12 protein-coding genes are annotated in these 13,119 nt (G+C 71.2%); 4 read left to right on the plus strand and 8 right to left on the minus strand.

Annotated features, from left to right (window positions below; genetic code table 11):
• Positions 1 to 465: 465 nt before the first annotated feature.
• From pheA to ACSMXX_RS14950, 5 genes are all read right to left on the minus strand, one after another.
• Positions 466 to 1,395, minus strand: coding sequence for a prephenate dehydratase (gene pheA, locus ACSMXX_RS14930; RefSeq protein ID WP_473184516.1), 930 nt, complete (start codon positions 1,393 to 1,395; stop codon positions 466 to 468).
• A gap of 239 nt (positions 1,396 to 1,634) precedes the next feature.
• Entirely contained in the window at positions 1,635 to 2,357 is a 723-nt protein-coding gene (locus ACSMXX_RS14935; RefSeq protein ID WP_473184517.1) for an ABC transporter permease subunit, read from the minus strand.
• A 14-nt stretch (positions 2,358 to 2,371) separates the two neighbouring features.
• On the minus strand, positions 2,372 to 3,289 hold the full coding sequence (locus ACSMXX_RS14940) for an ABC transporter ATP-binding protein (RefSeq protein WP_473184518.1): 918 nt from the start codon (positions 3,287 to 3,289) through the stop codon (positions 2,372 to 2,374).
• A gap of 79 nt (positions 3,290 to 3,368) precedes the next feature.
• A complete protein-coding gene (locus tag ACSMXX_RS14945; protein WP_473184519.1) occupies positions 3,369 to 4,307 on the minus strand; it encodes an ABC transporter permease subunit in 939 nt (312 codons plus the stop codon).
• Positions 4,297 to 5,346, minus strand: a complete 1,050-nt coding sequence (locus ACSMXX_RS14950) for an ABC transporter ATP-binding protein (protein WP_473184784.1) — start codon at positions 5,344 to 5,346, stop codon at positions 4,297 to 4,299. The genes ACSMXX_RS14945 and ACSMXX_RS14950 overlap by 11 nt, the downstream gene beginning before the upstream one ends.
• A 386-nt stretch (positions 5,347 to 5,732) precedes the next feature.
• On the opposite strand from ACSMXX_RS14950, the gene ACSMXX_RS14955 reads away from it, so the two are divergent.
• Both ACSMXX_RS14955 and ACSMXX_RS14960 read left to right on the plus strand, forming a co-directional pair.
• Positions 5,733 to 7,514: an SDR family oxidoreductase gene (locus ACSMXX_RS14955; protein ID WP_473184785.1), complete on the plus strand. Its 1,782-nt coding sequence runs from the start codon at positions 5,733 to 5,735 to the stop codon at positions 7,512 to 7,514.
• 140 nt (positions 7,515 to 7,654) lie between these two features.
• Entirely contained in the window at positions 7,655 to 8,758 is a 1,104-nt protein-coding gene (locus tag ACSMXX_RS14960) for a MerR family transcriptional regulator (protein ID WP_473184786.1), read from the plus strand.
• 81 nt (positions 8,759 to 8,839) lie between these two features.
• On the opposite strand, the gene pspAB is transcribed toward ACSMXX_RS14960, so the two are convergent.
• Both pspAB and htpX read right to left on the minus strand, forming a co-directional pair.
• A complete protein-coding gene (pspAB, locus tag ACSMXX_RS14965) occupies positions 8,840 to 9,622 on the minus strand; it encodes a PspA-associated protein PspAB (protein ID WP_473184787.1) in 783 nt (260 codons plus the stop codon).
• A gap of 169 nt (positions 9,623 to 9,791) precedes the next feature.
• A complete protein-coding gene (gene htpX / locus ACSMXX_RS14970; RefSeq protein WP_473184520.1) occupies positions 9,792 to 10,703 on the minus strand; it encodes a zinc metalloprotease HtpX in 912 nt (303 codons plus the stop codon).
• A gap of 218 nt (positions 10,704 to 10,921) precedes the next feature.
• On the opposite strand from htpX, the gene ACSMXX_RS14975 reads away from it, so the two are divergent.
• The gene (locus tag ACSMXX_RS14975; RefSeq protein WP_473184521.1) at positions 10,922 to 11,848 is read left to right on the plus strand and encodes an LLM class flavin-dependent oxidoreductase; all 927 of its coding nucleotides are present in this window, start codon (positions 10,922 to 10,924) and stop codon (positions 11,846 to 11,848) included.
• Here ACSMXX_RS14975 and ACSMXX_RS14980 read toward each other — a convergent pair.
• The gene (locus tag ACSMXX_RS14980; protein WP_473184522.1) at positions 11,845 to 12,306 is read right to left on the minus strand and encodes a MarR family winged helix-turn-helix transcriptional regulator; all 462 of its coding nucleotides are present in this window, start codon (positions 12,304 to 12,306) and stop codon (positions 11,845 to 11,847) included. The two genes, ACSMXX_RS14975 and ACSMXX_RS14980, sit on opposite strands and share 4 nt — an antisense overlap.
• Before the next feature lie 109 nt (positions 12,307 to 12,415).
• On the opposite strand from ACSMXX_RS14980, the gene ACSMXX_RS14985 reads away from it, so the two are divergent.
• On the plus strand, positions 12,416 to 12,829 hold the full coding sequence (locus ACSMXX_RS14985; RefSeq protein ID WP_473184523.1) for a DUF1398 family protein: 414 nt from the start codon (positions 12,416 to 12,418) through the stop codon (positions 12,827 to 12,829).
• The last annotated feature ends 290 nt before the right edge of the window (positions 12,830 to 13,119 follow it).

Consider the following 13,119-nt stretch of genomic DNA (forward strand, 5'->3'; position numbering starts at 1 on the left):
GGCCGCCGGGACGTGCTCCCACCAGCCATCTCGCTGCTGCCCAAAGGAAGTTGGGACGGGGAGACAGGGGGGAGGCGAGGGAGGGCGAGGGAAGGTGAAGGTGAACTTATCCACAGCCCCGCCCCCACATCTCAAAACTTATCCACAGGGTCTCCGGGGAGGCTGTGGATAGTGGAGGGGATCGTTCCTCGAAGCTCGCGCTCGACCAGGAAATCCCGTAGCAAACCTGTAATAAGCACTCATTCGAGGGGGGTTGACTCACACCGAAGAGTGATCCAGGAGAAGTGCAGTGACGAAACAGGATGGAACGCGTTGGGGACGCCTTTGTGGTCTCCATGAGGCTTTGTCGATAATGCCCGTTTCGGTCTTCCGAGTTGTGCACAGCCCGCCCGACACCCTGTGGATAACTCTGCGGGCTGCACCGACGCCCCTTGCCCCGCCTCGTACCGCCTCGTACCGCCTCGTTCAGCCGCGCCCGTCCAGGCAGCGCGTCAGCCAGTCCGCCGCCTCCACGAACTCGGCGTCCGTCGTGCCGGGACGCTCCGCTGCGTGCCCGCCGTCCGCACGCGGGTACGAGCCGAGATAGCGCACCTGTTCGCAAGCGCGCTTCAGACCCATGAGCACGTCGCCCACCCGGCGGTCCTGCAGATGGCCCTCGCAGTCCACCGAGAAGCAGTAGCGCCCGATCCCCTCGCCCGTCGGACGCGACTCGATGCGCATCATGTTCACGCCGCGCGAGGCGAACTCCTGCAGCACCTCCAGCAGCGCACCCGGGTGGTCGTCCCGCAGCCAGAAGACGACCGAGGTCTTGTCCGAACCGGTCGCCGCCGCGGGCCGCGCGGGACGTCCCACGAGAACGAAACGCGTGGCCGCGTTGTCCGCGTCGTGGATGTCCGTCACCAGCGGCTCCAGCCCGTACGTGGCCGCCGCGAACTCCCCGGCGAAGGCCGCGTCGTAGCGGCCCTCCTGCACAAGCCGCGCGCCGTCGGCGTTGGACGCCGCCGACTCCCACACCGCTTCCGGGATGTGCTCCGCCATCCAGCGCCGCACCTGCGGCTGCGCGACAGGGTGCCCCGTCACCGTCTTGATGCTCTCCAGCGGGGTGCCGGGCCGGGCCAGCAGCGCGAAGGCGATGGGCAGCAGCACCTCGCGGTAGATCATCAGCGGGCGGCCGCTCGCCAGCTCGTCCAGTGTCGCGGTGACGCCGCCCTCGACGGAGTTCTCGATGGGGACGAGCGCCGCTGCCGCCTCCTTGTTGCGCACGGCGTCCAGGGCCGTGGGCACGGACACCATCGGCGTCAGTTCGCGGGTGGCGGCCTCGGGGAGGGAACGCAGGGCGGCCTCGGTGAAGGTCCCTTCAGGGCCGAGGTAGGTGTAGCGGCTCGCTGGTGACATGAGGACACGTTAGCCGCGGCGGCGACGGGACGTGCCGGGCGTCTCACCTGCCGGGCGTCTCACCTGCGGAGCGTCTCACCTGCGGGCGCACGGCCGCCGCACTCGCCGACGGACGGCATGGGACTTCCCCGCGGCCCCGGGTGCCCCACCACCCCGGGTGAAGGCGCCACAGGGGTGGTGGCTACGGTCACGCGTGACCGTAGCCACCACCCCTGGCGTGTGCCGGGCGGTGTGCGCTCTCACTCCTCCCCTGCGAGCGTGAAGACGCGCAGCCTGCGGCTCGCATACCAGGCGCCGCCGACGGTGGCGACGGCCAGCAGCGTCACGCCCGTCGCCATGCCCACCTCGGAGGTGATGCCGGCGCCGCTGTCGCCGATCTTCTGCGCCAGCGTCAGTGCCCACTGCTGTACGGACAGCTCCCGCGCCCCCGGCACCAGGCTGCCGAAGAGGGCTTCCCAGATCAGCGCGTAGACCAGGCCGATCACGACGGCGTGCCGGGAGACCGTGCCCAGCAGCAGGAACAGCGCGCTGTAGGCGACGGAGGCGGCAGCGGCGGCAGCGGCGTAGGCCACGGCGATCTGCTGGCTGTTGCCGTTGAGGATGTAGCCCGCGAGGAACACCGGGATCGCCGAGAAGGCGACGGTCACGCCGATGGCGACGATCAGTTTGGTGATGACGATGCCCGCGCGCCGGGTCGGTTTGGCCAGCAGATAGACGATCGAGCCGTCGTCGATCTCCGGGCCGATGGCGCCCGTACCGGCGACGACGCCGATGAGCGGGACGATGGTGGCCATCGCGAAGCCGCCCAGCAGCTGCTTGGTGACGTCGTCGTCCACGTCGCCGAGCAGGCGCACCGCGACGGCGACGACGAGCAGCAGCAGCGGCAGCGCGAACAGCAGCAGCGCGCGGCGGCGCCCGAGCAGGGCCTTGCAGGTGAGCCGTGCGACTGTCTGGTTGTACATCGTGAAGGCTCCCTTCAGGCCGCGACGAGGTACGAGAAGACGCTCTCCAGGGACTCGTCCGAGGGCGAGACCGTGTAGAGCCGGATGCCGTGCTCGCGGGCGAGCCGGGGAAGGACGTCCGTGAACCGGCCGAAGTCGATGGCCTGGATCTGCAGGGCCTTCTCGTTCCAGTCGAGCTGGATGCCGGCCGTCGAGGCGTCGGCGATGAGGGCCGCCGCGAGGCGCCGGTCGTCGCTGGAGCGTACGAGGTAGCGGTGCGGCCGGTCCGTCATCAGGCGGCGGATCTTCCGGAAGTCGCCGCTGGCCGCGTGCCTGCCGGCGACGACGACCTCGATGTGCGAGGCGAGCTGCTCGACCTCCTCCAGGATGTGCGAGGAGAAGAGCACGGTGCGGCCCGTCTCGCCCATCTGCCGCAGCAGCTGCATCAGTTGCATGCGCTGACGCGGGTCCATGCCGTTGAACGGTTCGTCGAGCAGCAGCACGGACGGGTCGTGGACGAGTGCGGAGGCCATCTTCACGCGCTGCCGCATGCCCTTGCTGTACGTGGAGATCTTGCGGTCCTGCGCCTGCTCCATCTCGACGGTGGCGAGCGCCTTGCGTGCGGCCGCCGCCGGGTCTGACAGCTTGTGCAGTTCGGCGTTGGCCAGCACGAACTCCCAGCCGGTGAGGAAGTCGTACATCCCCTCCCGCTCGGGTACGAGGCCGATCTCCTTGTATGCGTTCTGGTTGCGCCAGATCGGCGCCCCGTCCAGGGTGACGCCGCCGGTCGAGGGGGGCAGGAAGCCGCCCATCATGTTGATGAGGGTGGACTTGCCGGCACCGTTCGGGCCGAGCAGGCCCGTCACGCCCGGCCCGATGTCCATGGTGATGTCGTTGACGGCCACGACGTTCCCGAACCAGCGGGAGGTGTGGTCGATGTGAATTGTCGTCATGGGCGCGGCCCATTCCTTCCGAGGGTGGCGGCGTGGGACGGGAGGGGTCTCCCCAGGGCGAAGCCCGAGGGGACTGCGGTCACAGCCCGGCCTTCTTGTAGCGCCGCAGCAGCAGGGCGTATGTGCCGGCGACGAGCACGACGGTGAGCAGGGCGTACGCGGAGGACTGCGCGGCCGTCAGGTCCGGCGGCCCGCCCGGGAAGGCGTGTTTGCCGTCCAGGAACTTGCTCTGCAGCCCGTCGACGAGCGACCCGGGCGACGCCAGGCCCAGCCAGCCGACGGCGTCGGCGTTGTCCTGGGAGACGACGATCGCCTGCAGTGCGTTGACGAGCATGTACGGAATGGTCAGCACCGCGATGATCGCCGCGACTCCGAAGCCGCGCCGCGGTGTCGCCGCGGCGACCGCCAGCGCGATGCCCGCGTGCAGCACGGCGAAGACGGCGCAGCAGACGAGCCCCAGCGCGAAGCCCTTCGTCTCGTCGCCGAAGTCGAGCTTCGCCAGCAGCGCACCGACGTAGAGGATGAGGACCGACGTCGCGGTGAAGACGAAGATCGCGGCGGCGAGGGCCGCGTACTTCGCGCCGACGTAGTCGCTGCGCTCGATGGGGCGGGAGAAGTACAGCGGAACGACGCGGAAGCGCAGGTCGAGCGAGACGGCCTGGGGTGCCATGGCCGCGATGAAGACGCCGATGACGGGCTGCATCATGATGACGTACTCGTTGTAGTCGACCGGCATCTGCTTGGCCTTGGTGAAGACCGTGACGGCGACGACGATCGCGGCGGGCACGCACATGACCGCGAAGAGGATCATCGGCAGGACCTTGGACTTGGCCGAGCGGCCGAGCCCGTACGCACCGCGCAGGGACTGCTGGAAGAGGGACGTGCGGGCGTAGCGGCGGCCCAGGCGTGCGCCCTCGTAGTTGCGGTAGCCGATGTTGTGGATGACATCCTCGCCGCGCTGCCCCGGCGGCTTGCCGGCGGTGGCGACGGGCGTACCGGCGTGAGGCTCAGACGGCATCGCCGCTGCCCCCCTTCTGCGGCTGGAGTTCGCGGTCGGCGGCGGCCGGGACGCCGGCGGGAGCGCCCGCGGCGGCTCCGGCACCGGCGGCGGACTCGGCGGCGCCGCCGTCCGTGTGGAAGACCTCGGCGATGTGGTGGCGGCGCTGTTCCATCCGCACCAGGCCGAGGCCGAGTTCTATGACGGTGTCGCGGACGGTGTCGTACGCGGTCTCGTCGGTGGCGTCGACCATGAGCAGGTGTCCGGCACCGGGTGCGCCCGCCGCGCCGGGTGCCTGCGCGGAGAGCCCGGCGGCGACCAGGGCGGTGCGCAGCGCCTCCGTACCGTCCGGATGGGCGTCGGTGTCGGTGACCTCCACCGCCAGGGACGGGGTGCTCTTGGTGAAGTCCGCGGTGCTGGAGGCACGCAGCAGCCTGCCGCCGTCGATGACGACGACGTGGTCGCAGGTGCGTTCCAGCTCGCCCAGGAGGTGGGACGTGACCAGCACGGAGATGCCGAAGTCCGTGTGGACGCGGCGGATCAGCGCGAGCATCTCGTCCCGTCCGACCGGGTCGAGGCCGTTGGTCGGCTCGTCGAGCAGCACCAGCTTCGGGTCGTGGACGAGGGCCTGGGCGAGCTTGACGCGCTGCTTCATGCCCGTGGAGTAGCCGCCCATGGGGCGGTAGCGCTCCTCGTACAGGCCGACGTGGCGAAGGGTGTCCGCCGTGCGTTCACGCGCGGCGGTGAAGGGGAGCCCGGACATGCGCGCCATGTGGACGACGAACTCGGTGGCCGAGACGTCGGGCGGCAGGCAGTCGTGTTCGGGCATGTAGCCGACGCGCTCGCGGATCGCCGAGCCCTCCCGTGCGACGTCCAGGCCGAGGACGGTGGCGCCGCCCTCGGTCGCGGGGGAGAGTCCGAGCAGGATCTTGATGAGGGTCGATTTACCGGCCCCGTTGGCGCCCACCAGGCCGGTAACACCCGGTGTGATGCCCACGGTCAGCCGGTCCAGGGCGGTCACCCGTGGGTACCGCTTGGTCAGGCTTTCGATAGCAATCACAGTCACCCCCCAGACGCTAGGGCCTCACAGCTGTGTGTCACGTCCGCCCTGGGGGCTGGATCCGACTGGTACCGAAGGGTGATGCTCCCTTAAGGGGGTCGTAGGACAAGTGGGGCCAAAGCCCTGCCGGTCAGGCGCGCGGCCCCCGCTTACCTCGGGTATCCACAGGCTCGGGACTTCCCATTGACGCCGCCATCGTCCGTTGTCACATTGAACGGTGTCGAATACGCGGGCACGGCGGGCACATCGGGCTCCGCCGGCCCCGACAGGGTGGGGGATCCGTGAGCGAGCGGTACGGCGACGAGGGCACCGGCGTCAGCAAGGCCCGGAGCCGGGACACAGGTCAGGGCCCGGGTGCGGGGCCCGGTCCGGGACTCGATCCCGGTCTGGAAGGCGCGCGGGAGCGACGGGTGCGCACTCCGGAGGGCGTCGAGCTGTGCGTCGCGGAGCTGGGTGACGCGGAGCTGCCCACAGTGGTGCTGGTGCACGGCTATCCGGACAGCAAGGAGGTCTGGTCGAAGGTCGCCCGGCGGCTCAGCGAGCGCTTCCACGTGGTGCTCTACGACGTACGGGGCTGCGGCCGCTCCTCGGCGCCCGAGCCGCTGCGCGGCGGCTTCACGCTGGAGAAGCTCACGCAGGACTTCCTGGCCGTGGCCGGCGCGGTCTCCCCCGGGCGGCCGGTCCATGTCGTGGGGCACGACTGGGGGTCCGTACAGGGCTGGGAGTTCGCCACGGCTTCGGAGACCAGAGGCCGGGTCGCCTCCTTCACCTCGATGTCGGGCCCCTCCCTCGACCACCTCGGGCACTGGATCAAGAAGCGGGTGAGCCGGCCGACGCCGCGGCGGCTGACTCAGACCCTCGGCCAGGGCGCCCGTTCCTGGTACATCTACGCGCTGCACACCCCGGTCCTGCCGGAACTGGCGTGGCGGGGTCCGCTGTCGCGGTACTGGCCGAAGCTGCTGCGCAGGGCCGAGAAGCTCCAGGCGGACGGCTATCCGACGTCCTCGCTGCCGCGCGACGCCGCGCACGGCGCGTGGCTCTACCGGGACAACATGCGCTTCAGGCTGCGCCACCCGCGCGAGGACTGCCACGCCCACGTGCCCGTACAGATGATCACGCCGACTCGCGACGTCTTCCTGAGCGAACGGCTCTACGACGACGTGGAGTTGTGGGCGCCCGGGCTCACCCGGCGCACTCTGGACGCCAAGCACTGGATTCCGCGCACCCGGCCCGACCAACTGGCCGTATGGATCGGCGACTTCGTCGACGCGCAGGAGTCCGGCCGGGCGGGCGGCCCGGAGGAGGAACGGCCGGTGCGGGCCGCCGCCGGCAGGGGGGCCTTCGCCGAGCGGTTCGGCGGCAGGCTGGTGCTGGTCACCGGCGCGGGGAGCGGCATCGGGCGGGCCACCGCCCTGTCCTTCGCGGCGGCCGGTGCGCGGGTCGTCGCCGTCGACGTGGACGGGGAACGGGCCGCGCGCACGGCGCAGTCGGCGGAGCGGGCGGGCGCGCCGCAGGCCTGGGCCGAGACGGCCGACGTGAGCGACCAGCAGCAGATGGAGAAGCTGGCGGCCAGGGTCGCGGAGGAGTACGGGACGGTCGACGTCCTCGTGAACAACGCGGGCATAGGTGTCGCGGGGCCGTTCCTCGACACCAGCGTCGAGGACTGGAAGCGGACGCTCGACGTCAATCTGTGGGGCGTCATCCACGGCTGCCGCCTCTTCGGCGCTCAGATGGCCGAGCGGGGCCAGGGCGGGCACATCGTCAACGTCGCCTCGGACGCGGCCTATCAGCCAACGAGGCTGCTGCCCGCGTACGGCACGTCGAAGGCGGCGGTGCTGATGCTGAGCGAGTCCCTGCGCGCGGAGCTGGCGGGGCGGGACATCGGCGTCACAGCGGTGTGTCCAGGTCCGGTCAAGACCGACATCACCAGGACGGCGCACTTCGTCGGCCTCGACGAGGCCGGGCGGCAACGCCGCCGGGCCCGGGTGACGCGGCTGTACGAGCTGCGCAACTACCCGCCGGAGAAGGTCGCCAAGGCGATCATGCGGGCGGTCGTACGCAACCAGGCGGTGGTCCCCGTGACGCCGGAGGCCCGCGGCGTACGGATGCTCGCCCGGGTCTCTCCGCGTCTGCTGCGCGCCATCGCCCGGATCGAGCCACCGCTGTGACCACGGTCGGCGGCGAGGGCGGCGAGGGCGGCGGGGGCAGCGGGGGCGGCAGGAGCGCGGTAAGGCCGGGCGACGGCAGACCGGGCGCGGGCGGGCCGGACGCGGGAGAGCCGGAGGGGCGCGGCGGAGGTGAGTACCGCATCGAGGACCTGGCGCGGCACAGCGGTGCCACCGTCCGCACGATCCGTGCGTACCAGGACCGGGGCCTGCTCCCCCGCCCCGGCCGCCGCGGGCGGGCGAACCTCTACGACGACTCGCATCTGACCCGGCTGCGGCAGATATCCGCCCTGCTGGAGCGCGGATACACCCTGGCCTCCATCAAGGAGCTGCTGGCGGCGTGGGACGAGGGCCGCGGGCTGAGCGGCGTGCTCGGGCTCGTCTCGGAGGTCGAGCGGCCTTGGTCGGACGAGGAGCCGGAGCGTCTCACCCTCGACGAGCTCGACGGGCTCTTCGGCGAGGGCTCCGCCCGCAGCCAGGACGCCGTCGCCGAGGCCGTCGAACTGGGGGTGCTGGTGCCGCTGCCCGAGCGGCCGGGGGAGTTTCTCGTGCCCAGCCCCCAGGAGCTGGCCGTGGCCGCCGAACTCCATCGTGCGGGCGTGCCGTTGCTCGCCCTCACCGGGCATCTCCGCGAACTGCGCGCGCAGGTGGAGCACATAGCGTCCCGCTTCATGGACTTCACGGGTCAGTACATCTTCGGACGCTGTCCGGACAGTGGCCCAACGGACCAGGAGGCTTCGGAGGCCGCCGGTCTCGTACGCAGGCTGCGCCCGCTCGCCAAGCAGACCGTCGACGCCGAACTGGCTCGCGCCATGCGGACGTTCGCCTCGCGCAGCCTGCGCGAGCACCTGCGGCAGGGGGCGTACGGGACGGAAGGGGAGAGCGGCGGGGAGAGGACCGGCCAGCCCGGGACGCCCGTTCCCACGACGGACGTTGCCACGACGGACGGGCCCGGGCGAGCGCCCGCGCCGGAACCGCCCGCGGGGTCCGCGGGAGCCGCGCGGACAGCGGGAACTGCGTGGGCACCGGGAACTGCGCGGGCACCGGAACCTGCGCGGGCACCGGGAGCAGGGAGCGTCGAAGGTGCCGGGATCGCGTCGGCCACCGAACCGGTGCGTCTCCCCGCGGGGACTCTCGCCGCCGTGAGGGCTCTGGTCGGTGCCGAGCAGGCCGCCGCCTTCATCGCTGCGGCCGCGGAACGGGAGGTGCACGCCCGCACGATGGACCGCCTCGCGGCCGGTTCCTGATGAGGCCTACGGGGCGGGTCCGGCACCGTCCCTGAACGGGAGGGAGGGGGGGAGGGGAGGGGAGGGGGCGGGGAAGAGGGGTTAGATTCCGGGCGCTCCCCAGACGGGGAACCAGCGGCCCAGGTCGGGTTCGACCGGCAGGTCATCGGTCAGCAGCCCGCGCATCTGCAGCTCCAGTGCGCTGTCGCGCTTCTCCTTCCCTCCGCGCTGAGGGGCGAACGGATAGAAGGTGCCGCGCTTGTAGAGATAGACGAGGGCGAGTGAGCGGCCGGTGGAGGCGCTGTCGGCCCCGGCTCCCGATGCCTCGGTCCGTTCGGCCGCCTCGGTCTTCTCCGCTCCCTGTGCCCCCGGTGTCCCCTCCGCTCCGTCCACCGGCTCGGCCGCCTCGGCCGTCTCAGCCGCCTCGGCTGCCTCAGCCGCCTCGGCTGCCTCGGCTGCCTCGGCTGCCCGGAAGCCGACGAGTGAGCACAGCAGTTGCGGACCGAATCCGTTCTCTTCCAGCAGGGTGTTCACCGCGTGCAGGTCGTTGACGAGCTCTCCCAGCTCCTCCGGCGCGTGCCGTGCGACCAGCCACGTGTAGCCGTACTCGTCCTGGCTGAACTCCACCGGGATTCCGCCCTGTTGGGGGTCCGTCCCGGACCGGTGGCCCGGGGTGAGGTCCGCGTCCAGCAACTGCCGTACGTCCCGCTGCAGCTGCTTGAAGGCGCCGCCCTCGACGCTCGCGAAGCACACCGACCCCAGCCCCGTCGGAACGAGGTCCGCACCCGCCTGGAGCGTCACGGCGGCGGCGGGGAGGGCGAAGAGCTGATCGAGGTCGGGGCGTACGGGCTTGCTGCGGCCCAGTAGCGCGTCGAGGAGGCCCACGGAGTTCACGTCCCTCGTGCTGAGTCGGGGCGGTGTTCCTGCTGTCCGTCTGTCTGTCTGTCCGTCCGTCCGTCTGTATCTGGAAGGTGCCGGCCCGTCTGTGCGTGTCTGGAAGGTGCCGTCCTCCCGGAAGGTCCCGGTGCCAGGTGTGAAAGCCGTCCCCGCTGGTTCACTGCTGCCGGCCGAGCTGCGCCGAGATGCGGCTCAGCTGCTCCAGACGCCGCTCCAGCGGAGGGTGCGAGGAGAAGAGCGTCGCGACGGTCTCGCCGGAGAAGGCCGGTGCGAAGAAGAAGGCGTTGAACGGCTCGGCCTTCCGCAGATCGCGAGTCGGGATGCGGGCCATCTGACCGGTGACCTTCGTCAGCGCGGAGGCGAGCGCGGACGGCCGTCCCGTCAGCAGGGCACCCGCGCGGTCGGCTGACAGCTCGCGGTAGCGCGAGAGAAGCCTGGTCAGCAGGAAGCTGAGGATGTAGACGAGGATGCTCACCAGCGGGATCACCAGCAGGATGATCCCGGCGCCGCTCTGGTCGCGTCCGGCGCCGCTCAGACCTCCCCACAACGCGACGCGGGTCAGCACTCCCGCCAGTACGCCCAGGAAGGAGGCGATCGTCATCACGGCGACATCGCGGTGTGCGACGTGCGACAGCTCGTGCGAGAGGACGCCTTCGACCTCCTCCGGTTCCAGTCGCCGCATCAGGCCCGTCGTCGCGCAGACCATCGAGTTGCGCTGGCTGCGGCCCGTTGCGAAGGCGTTGGGCACATCGCTGTCCGCCATGGCCACCTTCGGCTTCGGCACGTCGGCGAGCGCGCACAGCCTGTCGACCGCACCGTGCAGTTCGGGTGCCTGCTCGGGTGTCACCTCCCGGGCCCCCATGCTGAAGGCCGCGATGCGGTCGCTGAACCAGAACTGCGCGACGAAGAGACCACCCACCGCGATCACGATCAGCGGCCAGGCGTTGCTCATAGCCGCGATCAGCGAGCCGACCAGCACCACGTAGAGCAGCCCGATGAGAAACATCGTGACCACCATGCGGCTCGTCAGCCCACGGTCGGCGACGTATCGCCCACGAGCTGCTGCCATGACGGACGCTCCTCCCTCACCCGTACGAAACGGCGCACGGTCCGCGGAGACTGTCCGCGGCGGCCAACGGCGGCCGGCACCGGGACAACCCACACCGCAGGACGGCACCTATGAGGTAATTGTCCTCTCTTTACTTCCTTTGTGACGAATGACGGAGAGCGGCCGGAACCTGACCGGGCGCGACCGGCCCGCGCGCCACGGGCCGTAGGCTCGGCGCCATGGTTTCCTCCCCGCGGCCCGCGCCTGTCCCGCGACTGAGCACCGTGATCCTTCCCGTCCAGCGCTGGCACGAGGGCGGGCGTCAGCGGTGGCAGCGCGCGGAAGAGCTGGGCTTCCACGCCGCCTACACCTACGACCACCTCTCGTGGCGAGCCGAGTTCCGGGACGGACCATGGTTCGGTGCCCTGCCCGTCCTCACCGCCGCCGCGGCCGCCACGTCGCGGCTCCGCCTGGGCACCCTCGTCACCTCGCCGAACTTCAGGCACCCGGTGACGCTGGCCAAGGAACTGATGTCCCTGGACGACATCAGCGGCGGCCGCCTCACCCTGGGTATCGGCGCTGGCGGCAACGGCTTCGACGCGACGGCCCTCGGCCAGGCACCTTGGACGCCACGCGAACGGGCGGACCGGTTCGCCGAGTTCGTACCGCTGCTCGACCGGCTGCTGCGCGAACCGGTCGTCTCCTACGACGGCACCTTCTACTCGGCTCACGAGGTACGCGGCATCCCGGGCTGCCTGCAGCGGCCCCGCCTCCCCTTCGCCGTCGCCGCAACGGGCCCCCGCGGCATGCTGCTCGCCGGCCGATACGGCCAGGCATGGGTGACCACGGGCGACCCGCGCGTCGCCGCGACCGGCACCCCCGCCGAGGGGCTGCAGGCCGTACGCGACCAGATCGTCCGCCTTCGCACTGCCTGCGACCAGACCGGGCGCGACGCCCCGGACCTGGAGAAGGTCCTGCTCACGGGATTCGTCCCCGGGAGGCCCCTGGAGTCCGTCGACGCCTTCGTCGACTTCGCGGGGAAGTACGCGGAGGCGGGCATCACCGAGATCGTGCTGCACTGGCCGATCGCGGACTCGCAGTTCGCCGCCGACGAGAAGGTCTTCGAGCGCATCGCCACCGAGGGGCTCGCCCAACTGCGGACCTAGGGGGTCTCCGGGCGACGGGACCCAGCGTCGTCCTCCTGCGTCCGCAGCCGTCCGATGAGCCTCTGCAGCAGCGCGCGGGCGGCGGCGATCTCGCCGGGCGGGATGCCGGCGGCGAGCGTGCCGTTGAGCCCGGCGGCACGGGCGGTGATCCTGCTCAGCTTTTCCTGCCCCGCGGCGGTGAGTGACAGGAGCGGAGAGCTCCGGTGGTCGGGGTTGGCCCGGAAGGCGGCCAGCTCCTCACGGACGAGGTCGTTGGCGACGCGCTGCACCCCCTGCCGGGAGATGCCGAGCCGGCGGGCCGCCTGGGCCACGCTCAGCGGGCTGCCGGAGACGACACTGAGCAGCTGCCACCGAGCCTGCGTCTGGCCCTCCTCCGCTGCGACGGCTTCCCCGGACCGGCGCAGCATGCCCGCCGCCTCGTAGACGTCCGCGACCAGCAGGGCCATCTCGTCGGGCATGGGTCACTCTCCGGGAGTAAATTGACAACATGTTGTCGCTTCGTATATCTGTTGTCATCCTAGTCGCGCGGAGACCACACCCCGCACCAGCCCCGTCCCGGAGACGAAGATGAGCCACGCGATCACCAATCTGAAGGCGGCCCTGGAGCGTGCGGCCGCCGTCCGCCCGCAGGCCGGCGGTTTCCCGTACCTCGCCGAGACGCTCCGGCACTCGGGTGTCACCCGGTGCCGCATGGCCGTGCCGTCGAACGCGATGCTCTACCTCACAGGGGCCGGGCCCGTCGCCGTCCAGGGCGAGCCACTGGTCACGGGCATGGCGGGCGTCCCGCGGTTCGACCGCCGGGCGGTCATCGCGGCACTCCGCTCCGACCAGGCGGGCGAGACCACGTTCCCCGAGTTCGTACAGGGCTGCTGGGACGCCGGTGTCGTCTGGTACGACGTGGACCTGGACGCACGGACCTGCACATACTTCGGCGCCGACGGCGACAGCTACACCGAGACCTACCCCGCCGTCGAAGTCTGACGGCGACACGGCGACGAGTGGCCCGACGGCCCGCAAACCGGGACCGGACACCGAAGACGAGGGCCCGCCGGGCGCGTGCCGTCGCCCGCCCTGGGCGGCCTCCCCGCGCCCTGTCCGCTCATCGGGGGAACCCTCCGCACGGGTGTGCGTACATATGCGGGAAGATGGTCGCTGTGACTGAGCCGCCCGCATTCCGCGCCCCGAGTGCTCCCCCCACCGATCCGGCAGTCGATTCCCCCGTCGCCTCGCCCTTCGACGACGCCCAGCCGGCCCCGCCGGCCCCTACGGCC

Source organism: Streptomyces sp. DSM 116795 (genome assembly GCF_055792905.1).